Source organism: Paenibacillus sp. CCS19, assembly GCF_033239625.1.
Taxonomy (GTDB): Bacteria; Bacillota; Bacilli; order Paenibacillales; family Paenibacillaceae; genus Paenibacillus_T.
The window spans coordinates 1-25566 of record NZ_BTCK01000033.1 but is presented as its reverse complement, the minus strand read 5'-3'; the positions used below and the strand labels follow the sequence as shown (position 1 = coordinate 25566).

Here is a 25566-nt window from a genome sequence, read left to right as displayed (position 1 = left end):
CTTCCTGTGTTTGAATCTATTGATACGCTGTGCAAAACAAATAGGCTCTATCTCAACCGAATGGGTCAAGACAAAGCCTATATTTCAATATTTACTATTCGAGGGTCAGAAAGGAGACATCACTCGATCATGTAATTGGTCTGTATTGTAATCTATTGCACCTCGCTCGCAATCCATCCATTCGCATTATGTGCTAACAGACTCTGATGACGCTATTCCCCTGTAACGTCTAACCATTGCGCGCGAACGGACCACAGCGACGCTATTGAATCCGACTATGACGCTGCAGCACTACTACTGGGCAAATAAGGTCTACTGTGTCCGTTACATCGATACGTATCTTCATCGAGAGCACATAAGGTTTCTGTGGTCCGTTACGACGAGATTACATAAGTCTGTTACGCCGCTTGCTCAAGCTTGTTTCTATCCGGTTCAGTTGATGTCCATCGTATATCAGAGAATTGTATTAAGCAATAATAGCTGGATTACCTAAATCTGCTCCCCGCGAATGAACGCGCCGATCCGTCGCGCCGCCTCGAGCAGCTTCGACTCTTCCTCGACGAGCGCAATGCGCACGAAGCCTTCGCCTTCGCTGCCGAACGCATCGCCAGGAATAACCGCTACGCCGACACGAATTAACATTTCCCGGGAAATTCGACGTGAATCCCAAGTCGCACCATCTTCCAGCGACCAGTCCATCTGCGGCAGCGGTGCCCAGACGAACATCGTTGCCTTCGGCTTCTCGATGTGCCAGCCCTCGGCTGCCAGCGCTTCAATGAACCGATCACGACGCTGTTCATACAGCTTGCCGACAGGCTCCATCGAACCTGACATACCTTCTTCCAGCGCAACAATACCGGCTTCTTGTACAGCGCCGAATACGCCGTAGTCGATATTCGCCTTCAGCTCGCGAAGCGCTCCGACCGCAGTCGAATTGCCGACCAAGAATCCAATGCGGCAGCCCGCCATGTTGAAGCTCTTGGACAAGGAGTGGAACTCCACCGCAACGTCTTTCGCGCCATCAATCTGCAGCACGCTCATCGATTTCACGCCATCGAAGCCCATCTCCGAATAGGCGAGATCATGCACGAGCAGGAATCCATGCTGCTTCGCCAATGCGACCATCTTCTCGAAGAAGCTCGCATCTGCCGTCGCTGTAATCGGATTAGCTGGATAGCCGAGCAGCACGAACTTCACGTTCTCCCAGACCGGCACGGGAACAGCATCGAGATCCGGCATAAATCCGTTCTCCGCTCGAAGCGGCAGCAATATCGGCTCTACGCCTGCAAGCGCTAAAGCAGCCGAATAAATCGGGTAGCCGGGGTCTGGCACGACGACTTGATCGCCAGCATCACATAGCGCGAGCGCTAGATGGGCGAGCCCGTCCTGTGAACCCATCAGCGTTACGATCTCATCTTGCGGATCAACGGTTACGCCGAACCGCCAATCCATCCATCGTGCCGCTTGCTGGCGAAATGCCAAACTTCCTTGCGAGGATGGATACGCGTACCGGTCCGTCTTCAACACGGCTTCCGACAGTGCCTTGCGTACCGCTTCAGTCGGCGGGCTGTCAGGGCTGCCGATGCCTAGGTCGATGACGGTCATCCCGCCGCGGGCAGCCTCTTCCTTCCACGCCGCTACCTCTGCGAAAATCGATGAGCCAAGCCGTTCAAGCTTGCTGGATCGCCAGCTTTTATATGCCATCGCTCCTACGCTCCCCACTCCTGCTCATACGTCTCTTCCTTGAAGCCGACCGTCACACGTTTACCGTCCGTGACGATCGGGCGTTTCACGAGCCGTCCGTTCGACGCGAGAAGCTTCAGCTGCTCCTCCGCAGACATTGCAGGCAGCTTATCCTTCAGTCCAAGCTCCTTATACACTTCGCCAGACGTATTGAAGAACTTCTTCAGCTCTAATCCGCTGCGCTCAATGACTGTCCGCAGCTCTTCCAGATCGGGAGCCTGCTCGAACAGATCATGCTGATCAAGCTCCCAGCCTTTCGCCTGCAGCGATTTGATCGCCGAGCGGCATGTGCCGCATTTGGCATACATATAGATTTTAAGCTTACCGCGCGTACTCATTCGTTATCTCTTTCCTTCCTGAAGGTAAAGTTCAAGCCGCCGCAGATCGTCCGGCAGCGCTGCTGTCCATTTCATCCGCTCTCTCGTAATCGGATGCGTGAATGCGATCGACTCGGCATGAAGCGCCTGTCTGCCTGCCACCTCGTCCGCCTCGCCAAGCCCTCCATCGGGCCCATACATTTCATCGCCAATGAGCGGACAGCCGATATGCTTCATATGTACTCGAATTTGATGCGTCCGACCCGTCTCCAGCTTAAGCCGAACACAAGATGCCTTCCCATCTCCATACACAGCCGCAGTCTCATAATGAGTCACTGAGGCATATCCGTCTGGCGTTACGATACGGAGATGCGGTCGCTCCGGATCCCGGTCGATCGGTCCGTTGACCGTCCCGGTATTCGGTTCCGGCTTGTTATGCACGAAAGCCAAATACCGTTTCTCAATCTCATCGGCCTGCAGCTGCTCAGACAGCTGCTGGTGCACATACGGCGTCTTCGCGATGACGACCAATCCAGACGTATGCTCGTCCAGACGGTGAATCGGGCGAAACCGAACGATCTCGCCCCGCTCCGCCCAATAATGAACGACGCCGTTCGCCAGCGTCCCCGTATAATGACCATGCGTTGGATGTACGATAAGTCCAGCAGGCTTGTTGACGATCAATAGATCGTCATCCTCGAACACGATATCAAGCGGCATCGGCTCGGGCAAAATATCGTCGGATCGCTCTTTCTCCATCCGAATCGTCACGATATCGCCCGTATGCACACGATCGGAGGTATATACGCGTTCTCCATTAACGGTTAGGCCAAGCTCCGTCAGCTTAAGTCGAGACAGCAGCTTGCGCGAGACCCCCAGCTTGCGCTCGAGAATCGTCCGCACCTGCATCCCATCTTCTCGTTCTGTCGCCGTTACGGACAGCGGTTTGTAATAATCGAGCTCGCTCATGATTTGTCGCGCGTCTTGAATACGTTCGCACTGCGAACATATTCGGTATCCGGCACGCCGAGCAGCGCATTAGCCGAACGAGCAGCCGCGAAGAAATAGTCGGACAAACGATTGATATACTTCAGCGCCTCGGCAGGAATAGGATGCTCGGAAGACAGTGTCACAATGCGGCGCTCTGCACGTCTGCATACCGTCCGGCACACATGCAGCGTAGCCGACAGTTCGCTTCCCCCTGGCAAAATAAATCGCTGAATCGGCGGCGCAGCATCCGTATGTGCATCGATCCACTGCTCCAGCCGCTCCGTCATCTCCGCCGTTACTTTATAGTGCTGCTCCGCCGGAACCGCAAATGCTAGATCAGAACCGCAGTCGAACAGCTCCTGCTGAATTTCGACAAGCTCAGCCGCAAGCGCTTGCGTTGCGGCTGCCGCAGCCGCCTGCGCAGCCGCGATACCAACGAAGCTGTTCAGCTCATCGACCGTCCCGTACGCTTCCACATGCGGGTCATCCTTTTGTACTCTGCCACCCTTGAGTGACGTTAAACCGCTGTCGCCTGTTCTTGTATACAGCTTCACGGATTGACCATCCCTTTCATCGCTTGCTTAGACAATGTCAGATCTGGCGCATTCGTCGGAATGATAATGAATAGGTCTTCCGGCACGAAACCCGCCTTCTGGAACATTGCCGCCTGTTTAACCGGAATGCCGTACAGATGCTTCTCCTGCACTTCTTCATCGTTTTCTTTGAGCACCGTACCCGTAATGACGCCATCCGGATAATCTTCCGCCTTGAACAAATCATCAAGCGGTTGTCCGCCGCCCTCGCCGATCATCGAGATAAAATCATTCTTCGGAATGACGAGCAATCCGTGTTCTCCTGCAATATATTCAACAATCAGCTTCTGCGCGTTATAGATAGGGCTGCCGAATACTTCAACCGTTTTCTCGCCCATCTTCTGCTGCAGATCCGTCTTAATCGCTTGTGTCACAGAATCCGGCATCCCCGTCTCCGGAATCAAGAATACGGACAAATCCGCCTTGTCCCCACATCCAGTCAGCAATACAGCTGTCAGCAGCATCGTCGAAAGCGCTGCGCCCCATTTAGTCATCCATTTCATTCTCAACAACTCGTTTCCCCTCCAAGTCAGACTGTCTATACTATACCATAAACCTTTATCTCCCCAAAAAAAGAAACGCCCCTAAAAGGGGCGATTATTCGAAAAATATAGGCCTAACCGTAACACCTTAAGCTCTTGAATTACACGAGTAATAATGCATATACTCATTGATCTTCACATCGAGCTGTCGGCTCAAATCGATCACAAGCTCCGATTGAAAGGTTGCCTGCTCCCTGTACATACGTTCCATCGCGTTACGCAGTATCAATATCTCTTGTTCTAGAACCTGTAAGGTCAGGGGCAGCTTTCGCGTCGAATGTAGACTGCGTTGACTGGATTGCATCAGCATCGTATCTGACTGCAAGAGCTCTTTCTCCGCTACTGTCAATGCTTTCCCTCCTTTGGCTCTAATATAATCTGACAGGCATTTGTAAAGCCACTGTTAAATTATATCAAAGAGATCATCGGATGGATAGTCAACATTTATGTTATTTATAAGGTTTCTGTTAACCACTAACCTTCATTTCGAACGCGCTCAACGAATTTGCCAATGCGCTCAATCGCCTCGTTAAGTTGCGCAACGCTCGTTGCGTACGAGCAGCGCAGATGGCCTTCGCCGCCAAGTCCGAACACATTGCCCGGTACAGCTGCGACATTACCTTCCGTAAGCAGACGCTCGGCGAATAGTTCCGATGACAGCCCTGTCGACTTGATGGATGGGAACGCATAGAAAGCGCCTTGCGGCTCGTGACATTCCAGGCCGATCTCGCGGAAGCCCTTCACGACGAGACGGCGGCGTTGATTGTACGATTCAATCATCCGCTCCATCTCTTCCATACCGTTCGTTAACGCTTCGAGCGCAGCAACCTGACCCATAATCGGAGCGCACATGACGGTGTATTGGTGGATGCGAAGCATTGCGGCAATAATCTCCGGATGACCGCAAGCATAACCCATCCGCCAGCCCGTCATCGCGAACGCCTTGGAGAAGCCGCTGACGAGAATGGTACGGTCGCGCATGCCTGGCATAGCCGCGAAGCTCACATGCTTCTGTCCATAGGACAGCTCGGCATAGATCTCGTCGGATATTACGATTAAATCATGCTCTTCCACGAGCTTCGCGATCGGCAGCCAATCGTCATACGTCATAACGCCGCCTGTCGGGTTGCTCGGGTAGCACAGAATAAGTACTTTGGAACGCGGCGTAATAACAGCCTTCAATTGTTCAGCGCGAAGCTTGAAGGCATCGTCTGCGAACGTCTCGATGCCAACCGCTACACCGCCGCTCAGCGTCGTAATCGGCGAATACGAGATATAACACGGCTCAGGGATCAGAATTTCATCGCCTGGGGCGATGAGTGCACGCAAAGCCAAGTCGATCGCTTCGCTGCCGCCGACCGTAACGAGAATTTCATCCGCCGGGTTATAAGTCACCTTGAAGCGGCTGTCCAGATAGCTGCCGATCGCCTCGCGCAGCTCCGGCATACCGGCATTGGACGTATACTGCGTCTTGCCGTTCTCCAGCGAAGCAACGCAAGCGTCACGCACATGCCAAGGCGTGACAAAATCCGGCTCGCCGACGCCGAGCGTAATGACGTCCTTGCGTCCGCTAACTAAATCAAAAAAGCGCCGAATGCCGGATGGCTTCAGCGAACGTGCTTGCGGCGCCAAATAATCGGCAAATGATGCGCGCCGATTGACCGGCGCAGTCTGCTGTTCGTTAATCATGCCTTATCACCCTTTATGGCGAAATCATCAAGCGCTGGTCACCAACGGATTCGTCGAAGATGATGCCGTCCTGCTTGTATTTTTTAAGAATGAAAAATGTTTTCGTGGAAAGCACCAAATCGATCGGCGACAGCTTGTTGGATACGAAAGAAGCGACTTCCTTCAGCGTCTTGCCCTCAACCTCCACGAGGAGATCATAAGCGCCGGACATGAGGTAGACCGATTTCACTTCCGGATACAAATAGATGCGCTCCGCAATTCCTTCGAAGCCGCGGCCTCGCTCTGGCGTAATCTGCACCTCGATCAATGCGGTTACGGTTTCGTCGTGCACCTTGCTCCAGTTCACAACGGCTGCATATTTCACGATCAGATGATCATTCTCCATCTCAGCGATCTCACGCTTTACGACGTCGACTTGAACATCAAGCATCGTCGCGATCAGCTCTGCGTCCCGACGGGCGTCTTCCTTCAGCAAGTCCAATATTTTCATCTTCAAATCGCTCATCGTCACAGCTCCTTCAAACCTTTCTTCCGATATATAAAATTAATATTACAATGAATCCGTTCCGACTGCAAAACAAAAAACAGCAGTCCCCAGCGTCTGTAACGTAAGACGAGAAGAGACTGCTGCACCGGTTAACTGTAGTATCTAGGCGGTTGCTGCGCTTGCTGCTGCGGGATATGCGCCATATTCGGCTGACTCGTGTAATAGACCGATTGCTGTGCAATGCCGCTGAGCTTCTGCGAAACGAATTGATTCGTTTTCTGTAGCGTTTGATCGTATTGCTTGCCTTGTTTGTCAATCTCCTGGCGAAGCGCTGGCGATGACGTGTTGTACATTTGCTGACTTTGCATAACGGTGAACAGCTGTCCTTGCATGCTAAGCGTGCTGTTCAGCAAATCCGTGAACAACTTCCGGATCTCGGGACAGGTTGACTCCGTCGCCGCTGTCGCATACTCCCGAACGACCCGCTTCAGATCGGATAGAATGACACTTGCTAGATCCTCATCTGGTAAAATCGATTGATGGTGCTGCTGCATCTGTTGGATTCCTCCCATTCCTTGCGGTTAATTATTGCTGAGGCTGTGTCGGTGCGACACTGGAATGCTGATGCAGCGTCTGCAGCAGCGTTTGATAATGCTGTTGATGCGTTGCGATGAACTGCTGTGCGACTTGCACGAATGCTTGGTTCGAGCTCGAGGAAGCGAGAACTGCATTCTGCTTCAGCAGCAAGTCCTCATTCGACATCGAGTCTGCAATATACTCTAATTCCTTGGCCGTAATCGGCTGTGCCATATGCTTTGCCTCCCTTGCTTATTTTGCCACCTACTGTATTGTGTCCCGACGGTTTCCCTAATATGTAATTTACTGCCCGCATACAGGAAGAAAGCTTCCTCCGCAGCGGAGCAAGCTTTCAGCGATGCCTTATGGAAGATGAATCGTCTTCACATGATCCAGATGTAGATAAACCGAGCTTCCTCCGGCAGTGGCAAGCTCCACCATGTTCTGATCCACATTCTTCAGAACGCCGATTTTGTTCGGATTTTCACCCAGATCCAAGATTACAAACTCGCCAACCAGCTTACGAAGCTGCTGGTCGAATGTACGTGCTAACGTCAGCGGCGACGGCTTCAATGGAAACTGCTCCGGGGTCAACGTATATGGCGTCACATTCGGACTATATGGAATCAGATACTTCAGATGCGTTAGCGAAACAATGACGGAGTGATAGACAGGTGAATAGAACACGAAGAAATCGTTCATCACACTCGTCAAATATCCGTGAATCGATTGATTGCCGGTAATGTAAAGCTCAGAGAACATGCCCTTGGCATTCATAAGCGTCTTGCGGTAAGAAATTGGATCATTCGCTTGCTCGAATGGCGTTTCGGGTACCTCGAACACAATAGCATTATTGCTGTCCTGCAAATTAGCCGGCCTCATCTGCTGCAGATGTATGATTGGTACATATACAAACTGCTGGCCGTTGTGGACAACAAGAATATCCTGCCCCATGTCAACGAGTTTGCCCCGTAAGGTCGCCGGTTTTCCCGATATATCGAGGTCGATCAGACTATTCATTAACGGATGCTGCTGCTTCATCGAATACTGCCCCTCCTTTCACTCTCAATAGTCGTACGCCTATGAGGAGTGCTGTGAAGCGAGTGAAACGCCTGCCGCCGTCTTACGACAGCGCAGTGCGTTTCATCCCGGAAAAGCCGAGTCGGAACGGTTACCCATCCGGCCCGGCTTACATTCACCGGCACTTAGCCGAGTTAACGGCTGATGCGCCGTTTGAGGGCTTTCTTCACTACTGGTTTAAGAGCTTGCGCTTTTGCAGTTGCTGGTGCGTTAGCTGCTCCGGCTGTGCCGCCGCCTGTGCTGCCGTCTGTACCGCTGCCGTGACGTTTTTTCATCTCTTTCTTGATCGATTGGATGTGGTCGATGAAGATTTCCACTTTTTTGTGATCGGATACGACAAGGATGTGATCTTTCGTTACTTCAGCGAGGAAGCCAACGACTTTCTCAGGACCGCCCCAGTTTACTTGAACGAACTTTTGGTTCAGCGCCTTCAGTACACCGCGGAAGTTATCGGCTTTGATGAAGTCTTTGTCTTTGGCTCCGCCTGTACGGCCGTCTGTACGACCGCCTGTACGGGAACCGTGCGTGCCATGGCTGCCATCAAGATCCGTGATCGATTTGATATGGTTCTTTTTGACATAGACAACGCCTTCTCTTGTCCATACCACGAGGTAGTCGCTTTTCACTGCCAGAAGCTTGCCGAAGATTGCATTAGGACCGCCACGATTGATTTTCACTTGCTCGCCGACGAGAGCTTCCAGGAAATTCTCGCTGCCTTGCGTTCTTTGCGAACGATGGGAACGATGTGGATGATGTGGGTGATGGCCTTTGTTGCAGTTGTTATAGTAGTTCCAGTACATCATAGGATAATTCCCTCCAGAAAATTGTTAGATAGATAGAAACCAGACGAACCAACTAAGAGCAACCGACTTAACCTTGCATTACGATCAACTGCTCGCTTGCACCTACAAGTCTGTTAGTTCTGCATCCCTCCATTACCGTCTTAGGTTCATCTATCCTTAGTGACGATTTATAATATATTTATATGTATCTCGTATGGTAGCGGTACTAGATTAATATCCATTTTTAGTAGATTGGACGAACTTCCTGTCGCGATTAATAGATTCGGTTCATAGATTACAACATGTCCAACTAAAGGAGGAATTGCTCATGGCATACAAAGCAGGCAAGAGAGATTGGGGCTCTTGGGGTGAAGTGAACCAAGGCACTGACGGTCGTTCGGGCGGATCGGGCGGTCATTCGGGCGGATCGGGCGGACATTCGGGCGGATCGGGCGGTCGTTCCGGCGGATAGGGAGGTTCCGGCGGACGATCCGGCGGATTGTAATCGAATCGGACAACCCCCTTCATTCGACAACCAGTGACGTGACAAGCGCCTCACGCATAGAGTAAATAGCACAAAAGCCTATCGATACCGATAGGCTTTTTACTTTGGCCCCGGAGGTGCACGAATGTCGCAGCAGTCGGTTTCGCCTAGATCGATCACTATCGAGCAATCGGAATGGGAGAAGCTGCAGGAGAATCCTCGCAGCAAAGACTTTGTGCAGATTAAGCTGACGATGGACGGCAAGACGATCGATGCAGGTCTTCGTCATCGCGGAGGACATACGATCCGCTATGCTAAGAAATCTTACGAGATCCGATATAATCGAAGCAACAGCAGCGGCATCCGCACGCTGCATTGGAACGCAGAATACGATGACCCTTCCATGATGCGCAATGCATTCTCGTTTCATTTCTTGAACACGCTCGGCGTCTATTCGCCAAGAACGAAACATATTGAGCTTGATTTGAACGGTGAGACGCAGGGGGTATATTTGGAGATTGAAGCGGTAGACCGTTATTTTTTCAAAAATCGCGGCTTAGGCTGGAAATCGCTTGTTTATGCAAGCAACGACAGCGCCAATTTCAGCTTGTATGATCCCTATACGTACGAGGAGAAAGAGTCGCTATTCGAAGGATATGAAAAGCAGCTCGGCGATGACTATACGAAGTCCCGCCTAATAACGTTTATAAGTAAAATTAATCAACTGGATGGAAGCAGTCTTGCCAAAGTATTATCGAATCGACTGGATACAACCTTCTACTTAAAGTGGCTGGCAGGTGCGGTGCTGACAGGAAATTATGATGGCTTCGAACAAAACTATGCATTATATGAAAGAAGCAGTAACGGGAAGTATCGGATTCTGCCTTGGGATTATGAAGGAACGTGGGGAAGAAACTGCTACGGCCGCGTGTGTGAGAGCGACATCGTGGATGTGAAAGGGTATAACGCGTTAACGGAAAAAATTTTCACTTTCAGCGACTATCGGTCCGAGTACAAGAAGTTACTGCTTGAGTTTCTAGACAATCAATTTACGCTCGATGCGTTGACGCCTGCGATCGAGAGCATGCATGGCTCCATCGCTGATGCGATCAGCCGGGATTATAGTCGTAAGCATCCGTTCTCGGTATTTGCTTCCGAGCCATACATTATGCGCCGCTACATTGCTGAGCGGCGCGATATCGTATACAAGGAACTGACGGAGAATTGGCCGGACTAATGCTTCTTTAAATGTGTGTTCAGAAAGTTCGGTTTAAAGCGGACTGGTTAGAAAATATCCATGCTTAGGTAGCGTTCACCTGTATCCGGTGCAATGCACAACACTCGCTTGCCTGGACCCAGCCGCTTGGCGATGTTCAGCGCCGCCCATACCGATGCACCGGAGGACGGTCCGACCAAGATGCCTTCAAGCCGCGCCAATCGGCGCATCGTATCGATCGCATGCTCGTCCGAAACTTGAATGATTTCATTATAGATGGTTGTATTCAGAATAGAAGGTACGAAACCCGGGCTCGTTCCAACAAGCTTATGGGGTCCAGGGCTGCCGCCTGACAATACAGGCGAGCCCTGCGGCTCGACGACCGCCACATACAAGTTCGGCAGCCGCTCCTTCAGCGCCTCGCCCGTGCCTGTAATCGTGCCGCCCGTACCTGCCGTCGCCACGAACGCATCAAGACGTCCTTCTGTCTGCTCCATAATTTCAAGCGCCGTTGTGGTCCGGTGCACATCGGGGTTCGCATGATTCTCGAATTGGTTCGGAATAAAGCTGTTCGGAATGTCCTTCTGCAGTTCTAAAGCTTTGGCGATGGCGCCTGGCATCCGTTCTGATGCTGGCGTCAGAACCACTTCCGCGCCATAGGCTTGAAGCATTTTGATCCGTTCCACCGACATATTATCCGGCATGACGAGAATGAGCCGGTATCCTTTGGCCGCAGCATTCATCGCCAGACCAATCCCCGTATTCCCGCTGGTTGGTTCAATGATGGTGCCGCCTACTGCGATCATACCTCTTCGCTCAGCGTCTGCAATGAGCGCAGATGCAGCCCGATCCTTGACGCTCCCGCTTGGATTAAGCTTCTCAAGCTTGACCAGCACCTCGGCGTCCTGATCGGTTACCAGCCTTCTTAGTCGTATCGCTGGCGTGTCCCCAATGAGGTCCGTTATCGATTGCACGATTCGTGGCATGCGCGCCCTCCTTTCCATGTACGGCTTCGGAGATGCTTCCTCCTTCAGCCGTTCTGTTCAATAAATGTCTAATGGCGATCCATCCGATGATCGGCATACTGCCGACGCCGAACAGCAGCCATGTAATAGCAGCGGGCGAATGCGTTCGCGTCAACACAAGCAGGTAAGCTGTCATGCCAATCGCTCTGCCGAATGTGAGGGCAAGCTCCCGCAGGACGATAAATTCCTCACGCTGCTTCACCGACTCTTCGCTCTGACCGATAAGATCAAAGACAGTCGATGTCATCGGAATCATATACAGCGGCGTAAGCAAGGCTGTACCGATCCCGAAGACGAGCAGCAGCGGATAGCTGATGCCGAAGAACAACGGTGTAATAACAGCCGACAGCGCAATGACTCCAACAAGCATGGCTCTGCTTCGACGGTTCATTCGCATTCTGCGTCCGACAAGCCAGAAGCTGACGAGTGCTACGGATGACGTAATTAAGGCGTAGTTGCCTAGCTTTTGTTCATTATGTGTCGCAATATAGACGGTCAAGCCGACTAGAAACATAAAGACGCTGTCGCGTATGCCCTGCGTCATAATGGCGAGCGTGAACCGGCGCCATGGATTCCCTCGCACCTTCAATTGTTTGAACGCATGCGTCCAATCATAGCGACCTTCCGTTTCCCGATTCTTCAGTCCGAGTGAACCGATGACCGCGCCTGCCAGAACAACCAACGAAGCCGTGAATATGATCCGATACCCGACCTCATCTCGAGAAGTCGTAATAATGAGGCCTGAGAGCCACGGGGCAATAATGCCAGCAGCCGATCCAAGCAGACCCGCAATGCCGTTATAGCGGTCGCGGTTGTCCGCCTCCGTCACTTCAAAGTAAATGATGTTGTACGAAAGCCAGAACAAGCCGAGCGCAAGGCCATCCAATATACCGATCGGCACAACCCAGCTATGAGCGGAAGGCCCCAGCATAAGCACCGTAAAATAAAAGCAGCCCGACAGCACAATGCCGAGCCGAAATACGATCATTTTATTATGCTCCTTGACCCACTTGCCTGCGATCCAGAACAACAATCCGCTGACGATATATTGGCTTATGCAGAACCAGCCGATACTCTCGAATGATTCCTTGGCCTTCCACAGATACACCGGTATGAACGTTCCTGACAATGCACTGGCAGCTGCATACATGCCGTGAACGGCAATGAGCCGGCGGGATTGTCCATCCAGCCTTCCTGACGTACGCTTACTTGCGGCTTCTGCAGCCAATTAGCATAACCTCCCGATCCAAGACATCCTACATAAGAGGAAGTTCAAAAAGTCCGCTTTTGTTCACTTTTTGAACACGCACTTTATGGTGTCCAAAACCAAGGAGGTGCATGCTTGCTGACTTGTTATTTGGATGACTTCTCCAATAACTCAGTCAGGTGCTGACGTGCTTCGAACGATAGCTTCGTTGACGTCTCGAAGCAGCTCGGACATACATACAATACCGTTTCGAACGGTGCCGCTAGCAGTGGTTGTCCAAGTGCTGGCGGTACTGCAGGTTTGAAGGTGTCCCGCGTTACTTGGTTCGAACCAATCTCCAGCATGTAGCCCCGGCAAGAAGGACATTCCGGCACTTCAAGCTGTTCGTCCAACACGCGCTCGATCTTTTCTTCGACTGCGAAGCTTGAACGGCGCGCCTGACGGAAGCCGTCGCCTGCCTTAGCGGATTCCGTCCATTCGGAATCATCCGACCAGTCTTCTTCCTCTTCATGGTCGCTGCCATGCTCCAGCTCTTTATCGGAATCATCCGATTCCTGATCGATGCCGATCTGCATCGTCCGATAGCCCGATAGCTCGTTCTCGCAATGCGGACAGAACTCCTCTGGACCGATCTCTTCGTCCCATACGATTTCGGAATGGCACCATGGACAGATCGTCCCATTGTGCTGATGTTCGTTATTGCTCATCTTGCGTCACCTCTAGTTTTTGGATAAATAATATACGCCCAGCGCTACGAATACGAACGCGAGGGCAAACAACGTTCCCCACAAATACTTCACGTAATAATCGTCCCCCGTGCGATTAGTTGATGGTCGCGCCGATGACATAAGACAGCGCTACGGAAATGACCATAGCAATTAATCCAACTGCGCGATTGTCCTTCTCAATTTCGTGGTCAATACGGAATACAGGTGTAACGAATTCGAATAGGATGTACGCGGCAAGCAGAATTGCACAGCCGAAGGCCGCCCATCCGATGCATTCATAGATCGATTGGTCCGCAGCGATGGCGAAGCGGAAAATGTTGCAGATGCCAAGCATTTTGCCACCCGTGGCCATCGCTACTGCCAAGTTGCCCTTCTTGATTTCTTCCCAGCATGAATACGAGGTAACCAGCTCAAACAAGTATAACACGACAATGAGCGCGAGCACGGCAACCGATACATAGGCCATTGAGGCGACAAGCGGGTTGTCAAGAAATCGATCGAGTTCGCGTTCCATCTGTTTCCTCCCGTCAGTTGAGCTCGGCAACCGTTACTCCGGCTCCGCCTTCCCCATACTGTCCAAGCCGGTACGACTTCACATGCTTATGCCGTCGCAGAAAATCTTGAATGCCCGTGCGCAGTACGCCGGTTCCTTTGCCGTGAATCAAATGAACGCGTCCGAATCCTGCCAAGAACGCTTCGTCTAGGAAGCGGTCGGCCTCGATCAATGCTTCGTCCAGCGATGCCCCGCGCAGATCAAGCTCCATCGTTGCGTTCTCGTCCCGCGTACGCTTCAAGCTTGCCGCTTGTTTCGGCTGCTGCTGCTTCGCTGTCGCTTCGCTGGACTTCAGCAGTTCCAGATCGTCAAGCGAAACCTTCATCTTCATAATGCCAAGCTGAACTAACGCTTCCGAGCCCGCCAGTTCAATGACGCTGCCCTTCTGATTCAGGCTGTATACGCGAACCTCATCGCCTGGTTCGATTCGAACCGGCTTCGATCCTCGATTGCCGCCTGCAGGCTTCGGCCGATGAAGCTCCGGCGTTGCATCATCCAGCCTGCGCCGCGCCTCGATCAGCTTATGCTCCTTAACGGATGCGCCTTCCTCCAGCGCCAGCTTGCGCAGATCGGCAATGATCTGCTCGGCTTCCGCCTTCGCCTTACGCACCGCTTCGCGTGCATCGTCCTGCGCCTTGCGAAGCAGCTTATCGCGCTGCTCTTCGAACCGCTCGCGTTCCGCCTCATGCTTGGCACGAAGCTCTTCGAGCTCGCGACGCAGCGCTTCGGCCGTATTGCGCTCATTCTCGGCGCCAAGACGGTCCTCTTCGAGCGATGCGATCATATTCTCGACGCGTGTATCCTCTTCGCTGACTTCACCGCGCGCGTGTTCGATGATCGCCTTCGGCAAACCTAAGCGCTCCGCGATCGCGAATGCGTTGCTTCGGCCTGGTACGCCAACGAGCAAGCGGTAGGTCGGGCTGAGCGTCGCTACATCGAATTCCATGCTGGCGTTAATGACGCCTTTGCGATTGTATGCATAAGCCTTCAGCTCGCTATAGTGCGTCGTCGCAATGATGCGGGAGTCGAGCTTATGGATATGCTCCAGTATGGCGATAGCAAGCGCTGAACCTTCCGCCGGGTCCGTACCGGCGCCTAGCTCGTCAAGCAGCACCAAGCTCTTCGGCGTCATCGCTTTCAGAATCCGAATAATGTTCGTCAAATGGCTGGAGAATGTACTTAAGTTCTGCTCGATGCTCTGCTCATCGCCGATATCCGCATAGATCGCGTCGAAGACGCACATCTGACTGCCGTCCTCAGCCGGGATGAACAAGCCGGACATCGCCATCAGGCTGAGCAGGCCAACTGTCTTGAGCGATACCGTCTTACCGCCCGTATTCGGACCGGTGACGATGATCGCCGAGAAGGAGTTGCCGAGCTCGACATCGATCGGCACAACCGCTTCTGCCGCAAGCAGCGGATGGCGTCCGCGCTTCAGCTTCAGGAAGCCGCGGTCGTTCATTCGCGGCAGCGATGCGCGCATCTCGTGCGCAAGACGCGCCTTCGCGAATGCGAAGTCGAGCGCACCGAGTCCTTCCGCGTCAAACAGCAGGTCTTCGCTTACATCAGCCGTAAGCGCCGTCAGCTTCTGCAGCACCTTCTCGATCTCGCGCTCTTCATTGGCACGCAGCTCGCGCAGCTTGTTATTCATGGAGACGATCACTTCGGGCTCGATGAACATCGTTGCGCCGGAGCTCGACTGGTCATGAACGATACCGCCAAAGTTCGAGCGGTACTCGGATTTGACAGGGATAACATAGCGGTCATTGCGCAGTGTAATAATGGCGTCTTGGAGCATTTTCTGAACGGAGCTCGAACGAATCATCTGCTCCAGCTTCTCGCGAATGCGGGACTCGCCGTTGCGCAGCTCCCGTCTGACCGCCGCCAGCTCAGGACTCGCATGGTCCAGCACTTCCGCATTCTCGTCGATGCATGCCAGAATCGCATCTTCTGTCGGCTTATGCTCAGACAGCGGCTCAGCAATGTCCGCGAGCAGCGGAATCGGATCCGCGTCATGCAGCTGCAGCACATGCTTCTTCACTCTGCGGCCCGCGCGAATCGTCTCCGCGATCTCGAGCAGCTCCGCCGGATTCAGCGTGCCGCCGATGCGAGCGCGCTTGAGCGACATCTCAATATTTGCGATTCCGCGAAAAGGCGGCGAACCTTTAAGCCGGTCCGCCTTGTACGCCTCATCCGTCGCCTGCAGTGAATGCTTGACGATATCCAGATCGGGGCTCGGCTTCAGTTGTTCGATAACCGCTTTGCCAAGCGGCGTCGCAGCATGAGCCGAAAGTTTATGAATGATTTTATTATAATCCATTGTATGCAAAATTTTGTGATCCAAGGCTTCAAACAGCTCCTCTCAACGTTCATTATAGCCGATGCGTGAACTGGATGCTATGACGTAACCTTCCATACATGCGACAGGCGCATGTGGGGATTATATTCAGTATCGTACCCGACATTTAGAAGCTCGGATATGAGACACACTAAGGAGGAGGATCCATCATGCATTTTCTCGGCCATGTCGTTCGATTTATCGTCGCGGCGCTTGTGCTTATGCTTGTTGGTTTTATCGTTCCTCAATTCAGCGTAGGCGGATTTTGGAGCGCCTTGTTCCTTGCGCTAGTCATCGCCGCTTTGGGCTGGATTGTTGAAGGCATCTTCGGTACGAGGGTGACGCCATTCGGGCGTGGCATCGTCGGCTTTATCGCCAGTGCCATCGTCATATGGGTTGCGCAGTTCATCGTGGGAGGCGTTACCGTTACATGGCTCGGAGCCATCCTTGCCGCTCTGGTCATCGGTATCGTGGATCTATTCATTCCCATCAGCACGCCGTTCGAAGCAGGACGAAGCGAGCGGCATCGCGATTAAGCATAACCATGAATGGATCAGCCAGTTCCTTGGTTATTGATTAAACCAAGGACTTGATCAATCGCCGAGGTCCCCTTGCTCCGTGGGCAAGGGGATATTGGCCTGTTCCCTCTTATACGAAGAAAGCGGAGTAAAGCTTCACGATTTTGTAACTGCGGTTGTTGCCGCTTTCGTATACAATAGGAAGGACATGCCGTGCCCGCCGAATGGCAGAGGCAAGCGATAGAATACGATGAAGGGAGTCTAATCCAATGATGAATTTGAAGAAAGCCATCGCAGCAAGCGCGTTGGCCATTATGTTCACGCTGGCGCTCAGCGCCTGCGGATCGAGCTCCACGACGATGAATGCGAATATTTCGGAACCTTCCGAAGCAGCGGCAGAGCTTGTGATCCATGCAAGAAACTGGGAATTCGATAAAGAAGAATACCGTGTGAAGAAGGGCGAGGCCGTCAAAATCGCGGTTGAATCCGATTCCGGCTTCCACGGCGTGAAGATCAAAGACACGAGCTTCGACATTAAGTCGAACGAGTCCAAAATTCTGTCGTTCGATGTAGCAGGCACTTACGACATCTATTGCAATATTGCGTGCGGCACAGGCCATACGCGCATGAAAGCGAAGATTATTGTGGAATAAGGGGCTCCACCCCTTATTCCCCTAGATTGGGTACCATATAGGGCACCGCTTGATATTATAAAATGAATACATAAAAAGGACAGTCACATCACGTTGCGGAACAAATCGTACCGCCATCCGTGAGTGCCTGTCCTTTTTTGTCTTTCATGAACGCTCTATGCCGGTCAGCTGGACTCGATCAGTTCGATCCACTCATTGTACTCGGTCTGCAGCTTCGCGTATTCCTGTTGAAGCTTGCTCAGCTCCGTGCGCAGCATATTCGTCTCACGTTCAAATTCGATGCGCGCATCCTCCAACGTCTGAAGTTGTGCGCCAAGTTCGGAAGACTGCTGCGCCTCGGCTGCAGCTGCTTGCCGGTATTGATCAAGTTCAGCCTGCAGCGCTTCAAGATGCTCGTCGTACAGCTTCACCTGCGCCTCCAGCTTCGATGCACGCTCCTGCGCTTGCGCCTGCATGTTGGACGTTGCGTCATTCGACTGTTGTGCAGCTCGCTCCAGCTCGGCAATACGCGACGACAAACGACTGTGCTCCTCTTGTTGAATGGCTAACAATCGCGATGCCGCAGCTGCATGCTCTATCTGCTGCTCCAGATGTTCCCCTACAAGCTTCAGCTCCTGCTCAAGCGCGTCCGACTTATCTGCGAGCTGCTCGCTGACTTGAACTGCCCTTGCTAGTTCGGCTTGCTTCGCGGCAAGCTCAGTCTGCTGTGCTTCGAGCTCATCTTGCTTCGCATGAAGCTGCTTCTCCATCCATTGCTGCTTCTGCATCAGCTCCGAGATCTCGGAAGCGAATGTCTGCTCCCGCTCTTGAAGCAGATCTCCTAGGCGGCTAATCTCACCACGAAGCGCTTCTTCCTGTTCCAATGCAGCCATAAGCTGCTCATCGGATTCCGTCGCTTGGCGATCCCAATATTTGCGCGCTTGATCCATTTGGGCTTGGAAAGACTCGCCCTGCTCTTCCAGCTGCTTGCGCAAATTTCGCTGTTCTTCGACCGCTTCAGCAAGCAGCCCTTGCTGCTCTGCGGCTTGCTGCTCCAACTGACGAGCCTGCTCTTCCGCCATTGCACCGTACTGTTCACGAAGCTCCGCCATCGCATCGCGATGCTGCGTCTCCAGACGTTCAACATGCTCAATGCATTGCAGCTCAAGCGTGTTCAGCTGTTCTTGGCAGCGCTGCTCAACCGCTTCCAGCTGCTCATCATTCGCGCGATGGGCTGCTGCAAGACGTTCCTCATAACGGCTGTTCTCCGCAGCCAGCTGTTCTTGATGCTCAAGCTTAAGTGCTGCAAGCTGTTCTTCATACTCGCGATACGTGACAGACAGTTGTTGTTCATGTTCGTGGCCAACTGCTGCAAACTTCTCTTCGTATCGGCGGGCCGCTTCATCCAGCTCGGCTTGATGCTTCTTCGCCATTCGATCAATCAGCTCTTGATGCTGGCTTTCGAGCTCTTCCACATATCCCGTTAATTCGTCTTCGAACGCGGCAGACTTCGCTCTGATCTGCTCCGCCGCTGCCGCTTGCTGCTCAACCATGACACGTTCCAGTTCGGCCTGATGCTCCTCATGGACGCGCGCCTGCTCCGCTTGATGCTTGGCACTCAATTGTTCCAGCTCAGCAAGATGATCCGCTGCTAGACGTTCCAGCTGAGCAGCATGCTCGGCAATCGCTAGCTCCAGTACTTCGTTATGCTCTGCATTCATTCGTTCAACAATCGCTCTATGTTCTGCATTCGACTGCGTCAGTTCGGCTGTTCGATCCGCTTCGATACGAGCAAGCTCGTTCTGATGCTGCGCAGCCAAACGCTCCAGCTCACGCTTCGTTTCTTCCAACTGCTCGTTGCGTTCTGCAATTGCAAGCTCCAATACTGCGGCATGCTCACTCTCGGCACGCTCCAACACAGCTGCATGTTCAGCTTGGATGCGTTCCAATGCTGCTGCGTATTCTGCAGCATGTTGTTCCGCTTCCGCTTGAGCAGCTGCAAGCTCCTCAAGCAGTTGTTCCTCATCGGTGCGGACTTGGACCAGCTCGGCTTGCAGCTTCTCGCCGTTCTGGCGAAGCGCATCGAGCTCTGCCGCTGCTTGCTCGCCGCTTGTACGCAGTACTTCGAGTTCTGTGTTAAGCTGCTCCTCATTCTTCCGAAGCGTCTCTAGCTCGGCGCTTAACTTCTCCCGCTCGCGGTCTGCTGTCTCGCCGCGTGCCACGAGCTTGCGATCATACTCATTACGCAGCTCCTGCAGCTTCTTCTCGGCCGCGTTGCGCTGTTCCGCCAACAGACGGTCTGCTGCAGCACGCTGCTCTTGCAGCTTACGCTCGGCATCCGCACGGGCAGCGCCCGATTGACGGCCAAGCTCTTCTCGTTGTGCAGCAAGCGCCTTCGCATGCTCTTCAGCCGCCTGCTCCAGCTTCTGCTGTGCCTCGGCTTCAAGCTCGGCAGCTCGCTGCTCGTGCGCCTGCAGCGCATCCTCGAGCTGCTTGCTCGCTGCTTGTTCGGCTTGCTCTAACTGCAAACGCAGCTCAGCCACTAACGCTTCCGCCTTCTCCGCTTGCTCACGTTCCACACGTTGGCAAGCTTCCACGCCAGCCTGCTCCGCCGCAGCAATGCGCTGCTCGGCCTCTGCCAGCATGTCCTGCCATTGCGCCGCTTCTGTCCGGATACGCTCCAGCTCTTCGGCAAGCACGCCATTGCGCGCTTCCTCTACGAGCAGACGATCCGTCTCCCGCTGCAGACGCATAACATCTTCCGCCATATGTACCGCTGCAAGCACAGCGATCTTCGGCATATCGAGCCTTGGATAACCCTTGGCCAGCTTATGCATATTCTCGTCGACCAGCGCCGCTACCCGCTTGATATAATCGGTGCTGGACCGGCCTGTCAGCTTATACTGATATCCGTATATGTCAACCGTTACGCGTGTCCGATCGGCATCCATCAAAGCAATTTCCTCCTAGTTGTAATTAAAGTCGCGTTTCGTGCTGCAAGCTTGCCCGTGAATGATTCACAAAGGCGTTATGAGGGAGCGACTCCTTTGGAAATAGGCTTATCCACTAAGCGCGGTATCGTCTCTTTAACCATTACCCCAAATACGTAAAAAAGCCACATCGCTGTTCCTTTCGGAACTATTTCGATGTGGCTTGGAATGTTTCCTGCCTACTTACGCAATTCTGCACCAAAAGTTTGCTCAATTGCTGTAACGACAGCGCCATGCAGCTCCGTTACCTCTTCATCCGTCAATGTGCGCTCTGCATGGCGGTACACCAGCGACAACGCAACGCTCTTCTTGCCTGCGCCAAGCTTCTCTCCCGTGTAGACGTCGAACACGCGAATCGACTCCAAGAGACCTGCTGCTGTCTCGCGTGCCGTCTCTAGCAAGCGGCCCGCTTCAATAGCCGAATCAACAACAACGGCGATGTCGCGCTCCATTGCAGGATAACGGGGCAGCGTCTGATAGACGATCGCGTCGTTCGCGTATTCGTAAAGCGGAGCCAGCTCCAGCTCTGCTGCATACGTGTCTGACAGATCCAACTGCTGCTGCAGCTGCGGATGCAGCTGACCGACATAACCGAGCGTGATTGCACCCGCTTCGGTATGCAGCGTCACTGCTGCCGTGCGGCCCGGATGGAACCCTTCCGGAGCAGCTGCTTCGTAACGAACGCGGCCGCTTACGCCAAGCGTCTGCATAATCGTCTCGACAATGCCTTTGGCATGATAGAAATCATAAGCGACGGCCTTCTGATTCCACGATGCCGAGACCGCATTGCCAGTCAGCAGCAGGCCAAAGCGATGTTTCTCGTGCGGAAGCCGAGTCAACGTCTCTTCCTCCGTATGGTAGACGCTGCCTAGCTCGAATACAGCAATGTTGTCATTCTTGCGGTTGCGGTTATAAACCGTCATGTCGAGCAGTTGAGCAAGAAGCGACGTGCGAAGCACGCTGCGCTCTTCGCTCATCGGCATCGCCAGACGAATCGGACGCGCATCGCCCGTCAGTGCAGGGAACAATGCCGTACGCTCTGGACCTGTGAAAGAGTAGCTGATCACTTCGTTCAGGCCGGAGTCCGTCAGACGCTTGCGCAGCTCGCGGCGAATCGCCTGCGGCTTCGTCAGCGCGCCTGGCGTCGTGCTTCCTTCGATTGGCGTCGTCGGAATGTTATCGTAGCCGTACAGACGAGCGACCTCTTCAATAAGATCTACGTCGCGCGTAATGTCTCCGCGGCGCGTAGGCACCGTAATTGTGAACGTACCGTGTGCATCGATGTCGCCTTGGAAGCCGAGGCGCGTGAAGATCGCTTCCACTTCAAGCTTCGACAGCGTTGTGCCGAGGTACGTGTTGATTTTGTTAAGCGTTACTTGGACAACGGCCGGCTCGATCGTAGAAGCGACAGCTTCGACGAAGCCTTCTGCGACATGTCCGCCTGAGATCTGCTCGAGCAGCGATGCCGCACGGTCAAGAGCAGGGATGACGCGGCCTGGATCAACTTCCTTCTCGAAGCGTGCGCTCGACTCCGAACGAAGTCCAAGCTGACGCGACGTACGGCGAACCGTACTGCCATCGAAACGAGCCGATTCAAGAATAATATCCGTAGTATCTGCCGTTACTTCACTGTTCGCGCCGCCCATAACGCCAGCAAGCGCGATAGCTTTCTCGCTGTCGGCGATGACGAGCATTTGCGGCTCAAGCTTGCGCTCTTGGTCGTCCAGCGTCGTAAGCGTTTCTCCCTCTTGAGCAAGGCGAACGACGATGCGGCCGCCAGCTACCTTAGAAGCGTCGAATGCATGAAGCGGCTGACCATACTCAAGCATAACGTAGTTCGTTACGTCTACGACGTTGTTGATCGGACGAATGCCTGCCGCCATCAGACGGTTCGCCAGCCAGAGCGGCGACGGCGCGATTGTTACACCGCGAATGTAGCGTGCCGTATAGTGCGAGCACAGATCCTTAGCTTCAATCGAAACCTTAATGTAGTCGGATGCTACCTCTGGCGAATCCATGATTGCCGTGCTTGGCAGCTTCACTTCGCGTCCCGTCAATGCTGCAACTTCATAAGCAGCACCCAGCATGCTCAAGCAGTCCGAACGGTTCGGCGTCAGGTCGAGTTCGAGCACCTCATCATCGATCGCGAGCGTCTTGCCGATCGGCTGACCGATTGGCGTATCCGCAGGCAGTACGAGAATGCCTTCCTGCTGCTCCTTCGGCAGCAGCTTCTCGTTAATGCCAAGCTCCTTCGCGGAGCAGATCATGCCTTGCGACTCCACGCCGCGCAGCTTCGCGCGTTTAATGTTCAGATCGCCCGGCAGCTTCGCGCCAACCGTTGCAACCGGCACCTTCTGGCCAGCGTCCACGTTACGTGCGCCGCAAACGATTTGCAGATTCTCTCCCGTGCCTACGTCAACTTGACAGACGTTCAGCTTATCGGCGTCCGGGTGCTTTTCTTTGGACACGACATAACCGACAACAACGCCGGATACGCCTTTGTTACGCGACTCGATGACATCGATCTCGATGCCGCCGCGCGTCATTTGCTCCGCGATCTCCTTCGCAGTGAGATCCGAAACATCTATATAGTCGTTCAACCATTTATACGATACATTCATTTTGTTCTACGTTCCCTTCTATCCCGTATATTGCAGCTTCCTTGTAGAGGTTGTTCTAAAAGTCGACTATTGATCACGAAGTCATTCAAGAGGCGGTACTGAATACCCGACTTTTTGAACTCGCACTTATGGACTGCCGCCTTATCACATTCGCGCGAACTGATTCAAGAATCGCTGGTCGTTCGTGTAGAAGTGGCGAATATCGTCAATGCCGTATTTCAGCAGCGCGATCCGCTCAACTCCCATACCGAAAGCGAAGCCGCTCACTTCGTTCGGATCGTAGCCGCCCATCTCGAGAACGCGCGGATGAACCATGCCGCAGCCGAGAATTTCGAGCCAGCCCGTATGCTTGCACATCCGGCAGCCGTGGCCGCCGCACTGCGAGCAAGTTACGTCTACTTCAGCGCTTGGCTCTGTGAATGGAAAGAAGCTTGGACGAAGACGGATTTGGGCTTGGCTGCCGAACATCAATTGAACGAATTGAAGCAGCGTGCCCTTGAGGTCACTCATCCGAATGTTCGGGCCTACGACCAGACCTTCGATCTGATTGAATTGGAACGAGTGCGTCGCATCGTCGTCATCGCGGCGGTATACTTTGCCCGGGCAGATGACTTTGATCGGCGATTTGCCGTTCGCAGCTTTCATCGTGCGGATCTGAACCGGCGACGTCTGCGTACGCATCAGAATTTCATCGGTAATGTAGAACGAATCCTGCATGTCGCGCGCAGGGTGATTCTTCGGCAGATTAAGCGCTTCGAAGTTGAAGTAATCCGTCTCAACCTCTGGACCTTCTGCAACCGAGTAGCCGAGGCCGATGAAAATATCCTCGATCTCCGTCACGACTTTGTTCAGCGGGTGCACTGCGCCTGTTGGCAGCGCACGGCCTGGCAGCGAGACGTCAATCTTCTCTTCGCGCAGGCGCGCAGCCGTCTCTTCTTGACGGTAAGCTTCTTGCTTCTCTTCGATAACCGCTTCAATCGCAGCGCGCACTTCATTACCGACTTGACCGATAATCGGACGCTCTTCTGCGCTCAGGCCGCCCATGCCGCGGAGAATTTCCGTCAGCGCGCCTTTCTTGCCCAAATACTTAACACGCAAATCGTTCAATTGCTGCTGTCCTGCAACTTGCTGAAGCTCTTGCAGCGCTTCAACGCGCAGCGCCTCCAACCGTTCTTTCATGCCTGTATCCCTCCATCAAATGTCCAGCCTAATTGTTCCATTCTGCTTGAACTTCCTCTCTTGAATGGACGCAAAAAAGGCCCTTCCTCCCCGTTAGGGACGAAAGGACCGTGGTACCACCCTATTTCAAGCCGCGCTGCATGATGCTGCAAACGTCTGATCCGACTGCTGAGAGTCAAAACCGTTCGGCTTCTCTTACCGGGTAACGGCCGGCGCCGGACTTCCTACATACGCACCGATATCGGTCCGCGTTCAAAAGTCTGCTCGGGAGCGAACTTCAGCAGACTGTCTTCGCAAAGACGCTCTCAATCTATGGCGTCTTCTCCCTGTCCGAACAGATAAGCTTACTCTTCTCCGTCATTGCAATCCATCTATTACCCGTTATTATAACCAACTCTTGCGGATCTTAGCAAGCCTAACGTTTCTTGCGAGTAAGCGACAGGAGCAGCGATGCTGCGCCAAGCGCGACGGCTACGATGGACAAGATAAGCGGAGTCTTGCTGTCGCTGTCGTCCGACTCCGTCGTTGCAGCTGTTCCAGCACCATGGCTGTCGCCGTGCGCGTCGCCGCCTTCTGCTGCAGGCGTTACGGTCGTTACCGACGCAGGCTTATCCGCGCCATCTCCGCCAACCCATTCAACTACTTGGCCGTCGCTGTAAGTTTGGTAAGCTTTCCAGACAAGCTGCGTTGCATCTTCAGCCACTTTGCCGCTTACGCGAAAATCGGTAAATTCCGTTGCAGCAAGACCGCTGCCTTCAGCCGTCCAAATGATGGACGTAATGACGTTGTCTGCGCTGCGCTCCAGCTCATATTTCCAGCCCGGCTTCGGCTCAACGCGGCTGACGTTGATTTCCGCTGGCACGTTCACTTTAATTTTAACCGTATTGATGTCCTTCTCTTCACTCGGTACACGCACGGCCAACACTTGGTATGTACCTGCTTGCACCTGCGTTGGTTGGACCGTTACGTGAGCACTTGCAATACCCGAGAATGCAAGCATGCTCACCGCCATCGTTGCTGCTACTGCGAATTTCTTCATCGATTGTTTCTTCATCTTCATCGCCATCCTTCTTATCCGTTTCGATTTGCTCTTATGAGGCTAAGTATACCGTTCCGCTCGACTAGTCGACATGACTCGAAAGAGCTATGGAATGTGTCAACATCGTGAAATAGGGGCTGCGCCCCTTTTGACCCGCTGTTTTTATAAAAACCTAATTAAATACCTAATTCAAAAAATTAAAAACCTAACTGAAGATTTTCTACCCACCCAAACCCC

The 25566-nt window shown here is 53.3% G+C and carries 25 protein-coding genes; 4 read left to right on the top strand and 21 right to left on the bottom strand.

Going from position 1 to position 25566, the window contains the following annotated elements; translation table 11 throughout:
• Nucleotides 1–489: 489 nt before the first annotated feature.
• The 12 genes from SBI19_RS20430 to SBI19_RS20375 all read right to left on the bottom strand — a co-directional run bounded on the left by SBI19_RS20430 (nt 490) and on the right by SBI19_RS20375 (nt 8820).
• Nucleotides 490–1704 carry an aminotransferase class I/II-fold pyridoxal phosphate-dependent enzyme gene (locus tag SBI19_RS20430; RefSeq protein ID WP_317971363.1) on the bottom strand — a complete coding sequence of 405 codons (1215 nt, stop codon included), beginning with the start codon at nt 1702–1704 and terminating at the stop codon, nt 490–492.
• Nucleotides 1705–1709: 5 nt separating this feature from the next.
• On the bottom strand, nt 1710–2081 hold the full coding sequence (locus SBI19_RS20425; RefSeq protein WP_317971362.1) for an arsenate reductase family protein: 372 nt from the start codon (nt 2079–2081) through the stop codon (nt 1710–1712).
• Between the two features lie 3 nt (nt 2082–2084).
• The gene (locus SBI19_RS20420) at nt 2085–3029 is read right to left on the bottom strand and encodes an RluA family pseudouridine synthase (protein ID WP_317971361.1); all 945 of its coding nucleotides are present in this window, start codon (nt 3027–3029) and stop codon (nt 2085–2087) included.
• Nucleotides 3026–3604: a cob(I)yrinic acid a,c-diamide adenosyltransferase gene (locus SBI19_RS20415; protein WP_317971360.1), complete on the bottom strand. Its 579-nt coding sequence runs from the start codon at nt 3602–3604 to the stop codon at nt 3026–3028. Before SBI19_RS20415 ends, SBI19_RS20420 begins: the two co-directional genes overlap by 4 nt.
• On the bottom strand, nt 3601–4152 hold the full coding sequence (locus tag SBI19_RS20410; RefSeq protein WP_317971359.1) for a hypothetical protein: 552 nt from the start codon (nt 4150–4152) through the stop codon (nt 3601–3603). The genes SBI19_RS20415 and SBI19_RS20410 overlap by 4 nt, the downstream gene beginning before the upstream one ends.
• Before the next feature lie 121 nt (nt 4153–4273).
• Nucleotides 4274–4534, bottom strand: a complete 261-nt coding sequence (locus SBI19_RS20405) for an aspartyl-phosphate phosphatase Spo0E family protein (RefSeq protein ID WP_317971358.1) — start codon at nt 4532–4534, stop codon at nt 4274–4276.
• Between the two features lie 125 nt (nt 4535–4659).
• Nucleotides 4660–5874: an aminotransferase class I/II-fold pyridoxal phosphate-dependent enzyme gene (locus tag SBI19_RS20400; protein ID WP_317971357.1), complete on the bottom strand. Its 1215-nt coding sequence runs from the start codon at nt 5872–5874 to the stop codon at nt 4660–4662.
• 13 nt (nt 5875–5887) lie between these two features.
• Nucleotides 5888–6379: an Lrp/AsnC family transcriptional regulator gene (locus tag SBI19_RS20395; RefSeq protein WP_110042649.1), complete on the bottom strand. Its 492-nt coding sequence runs from the start codon at nt 6377–6379 to the stop codon at nt 5888–5890.
• Between the two features lie 131 nt (nt 6380–6510).
• Nucleotides 6511–6915: a spore coat protein gene (locus SBI19_RS20390; RefSeq protein ID WP_317971356.1), complete on the bottom strand. Its 405-nt coding sequence runs from the start codon at nt 6913–6915 to the stop codon at nt 6511–6513.
• A gap of 31 nt (nt 6916–6946) precedes the next feature.
• A complete protein-coding gene (locus SBI19_RS20385) occupies nt 6947–7171 on the bottom strand; it encodes a hypothetical protein (RefSeq protein ID WP_317971355.1) in 225 nt (74 codons plus the stop codon).
• 129 nt (nt 7172–7300) lie between these two features.
• Nucleotides 7301–7978: a DUF2642 domain-containing protein gene (locus SBI19_RS20380; protein ID WP_317971354.1), complete on the bottom strand. Its 678-nt coding sequence runs from the start codon at nt 7976–7978 to the stop codon at nt 7301–7303.
• A 173-nt stretch (nt 7979–8151) separates the two neighbouring features.
• Nucleotides 8152–8820 (bottom strand): hypothetical protein, encoded by a 669-nt coding sequence (locus SBI19_RS20375; RefSeq protein WP_317971353.1) that lies wholly within the window; start codon nt 8818–8820, stop codon nt 8152–8154.
• Between the two features lie 307 nt (nt 8821–9127).
• Between SBI19_RS20375 and SBI19_RS20370 the strand changes: the two genes are divergently transcribed.
• Both SBI19_RS20370 and SBI19_RS20365 read left to right on the top strand, forming a co-directional pair.
• Complete coding sequence (locus SBI19_RS20370; RefSeq protein ID WP_317971352.1) at nt 9128–9271, top strand: hypothetical protein; 144 nt, start codon at nt 9128–9130, stop codon at nt 9269–9271.
• A 157-nt stretch (nt 9272–9428) separates the two neighbouring features.
• Entirely contained in the window at nt 9429–10520 is a 1092-nt protein-coding gene (locus SBI19_RS20365; protein ID WP_317971351.1) for a CotH kinase family protein, read from the top strand.
• 47 nt (nt 10521–10567) lie between these two features.
• Here the strand turns inward: SBI19_RS20365 and cysK are convergent, their stop codons facing one another.
• The 5 genes from cysK to SBI19_RS20340 all read right to left on the bottom strand — a co-directional run bounded on the left by cysK (nt 10568) and on the right by SBI19_RS20340 (nt 16356).
• Nucleotides 10568–11485 carry a cysteine synthase A gene (cysK, locus tag SBI19_RS20360; RefSeq protein WP_317971350.1) on the bottom strand — a complete coding sequence of 306 codons (918 nt, stop codon included), beginning with the start codon at nt 11483–11485 and terminating at the stop codon, nt 10568–10570.
• Entirely contained in the window at nt 11379–12752 is a 1374-nt protein-coding gene (locus tag SBI19_RS20355) for an MFS transporter (protein WP_317971349.1), read from the bottom strand. Before SBI19_RS20355 ends, cysK begins: the two co-directional genes overlap by 107 nt.
• Nucleotides 12753–12877: 125 nt before the next feature.
• Nucleotides 12878–13438, bottom strand: coding sequence for a hypothetical protein (locus tag SBI19_RS20350; protein ID WP_317971348.1), 561 nt, complete (start codon nt 13436–13438; stop codon nt 12878–12880).
• A gap of 115 nt (nt 13439–13553) precedes the next feature.
• Entirely contained in the window at nt 13554–13973 is a 420-nt protein-coding gene (locus SBI19_RS20345; RefSeq protein WP_317971347.1) for a DUF350 domain-containing protein, read from the bottom strand.
• A gap of 13 nt (nt 13974–13986) precedes the next feature.
• Nucleotides 13987–16356, bottom strand: a complete 2370-nt coding sequence (locus SBI19_RS20340) for an endonuclease MutS2 (protein WP_317971346.1) — start codon at nt 16354–16356, stop codon at nt 13987–13989.
• 164 nt (nt 16357–16520) lie between these two features.
• Between SBI19_RS20340 and SBI19_RS20335 the strand changes: the two genes are divergently transcribed.
• Together SBI19_RS20335 and SBI19_RS20330 are read left to right on the top strand one after the other, a co-directional pair.
• Nucleotides 16521–16886, top strand: a complete 366-nt coding sequence (locus tag SBI19_RS20335; protein WP_317971345.1) for a phage holin family protein — start codon at nt 16521–16523, stop codon at nt 16884–16886.
• Between the two features lie 251 nt (nt 16887–17137).
• Nucleotides 17138–17521, top strand: coding sequence for a cupredoxin domain-containing protein (locus tag SBI19_RS20330; RefSeq protein WP_317971344.1), 384 nt, complete (start codon nt 17138–17140; stop codon nt 17519–17521).
• A gap of 164 nt (nt 17522–17685) precedes the next feature.
• On the opposite strand, the gene zapA is transcribed toward SBI19_RS20330, so the two are convergent.
• From zapA to SBI19_RS20310, 4 genes are all read right to left on the bottom strand, one after another.
• Nucleotides 17686–20451: a cell division protein ZapA gene (zapA, locus tag SBI19_RS20325; RefSeq protein ID WP_317971401.1), complete on the bottom strand. Its 2766-nt coding sequence runs from the start codon at nt 20449–20451 to the stop codon at nt 17686–17688.
• A gap of 218 nt (nt 20452–20669) precedes the next feature.
• A complete protein-coding gene (gene pheT, locus SBI19_RS20320; protein WP_317971343.1) occupies nt 20670–23111 on the bottom strand; it encodes a phenylalanine--tRNA ligase subunit beta in 2442 nt (813 codons plus the stop codon).
• Between the two features lie 144 nt (nt 23112–23255).
• Entirely contained in the window at nt 23256–24290 is a 1035-nt protein-coding gene (gene pheS, locus SBI19_RS20315) for a phenylalanine--tRNA ligase subunit alpha (RefSeq protein WP_317971342.1), read from the bottom strand.
• Between the two features lie 415 nt (nt 24291–24705).
• Nucleotides 24706–25350 (bottom strand): YcnI family copper-binding membrane protein, encoded by a 645-nt coding sequence (locus SBI19_RS20310; RefSeq protein WP_317971341.1) that lies wholly within the window; start codon nt 25348–25350, stop codon nt 24706–24708.
• Nucleotides 25351–25566 lie beyond the last annotated feature (216 nt).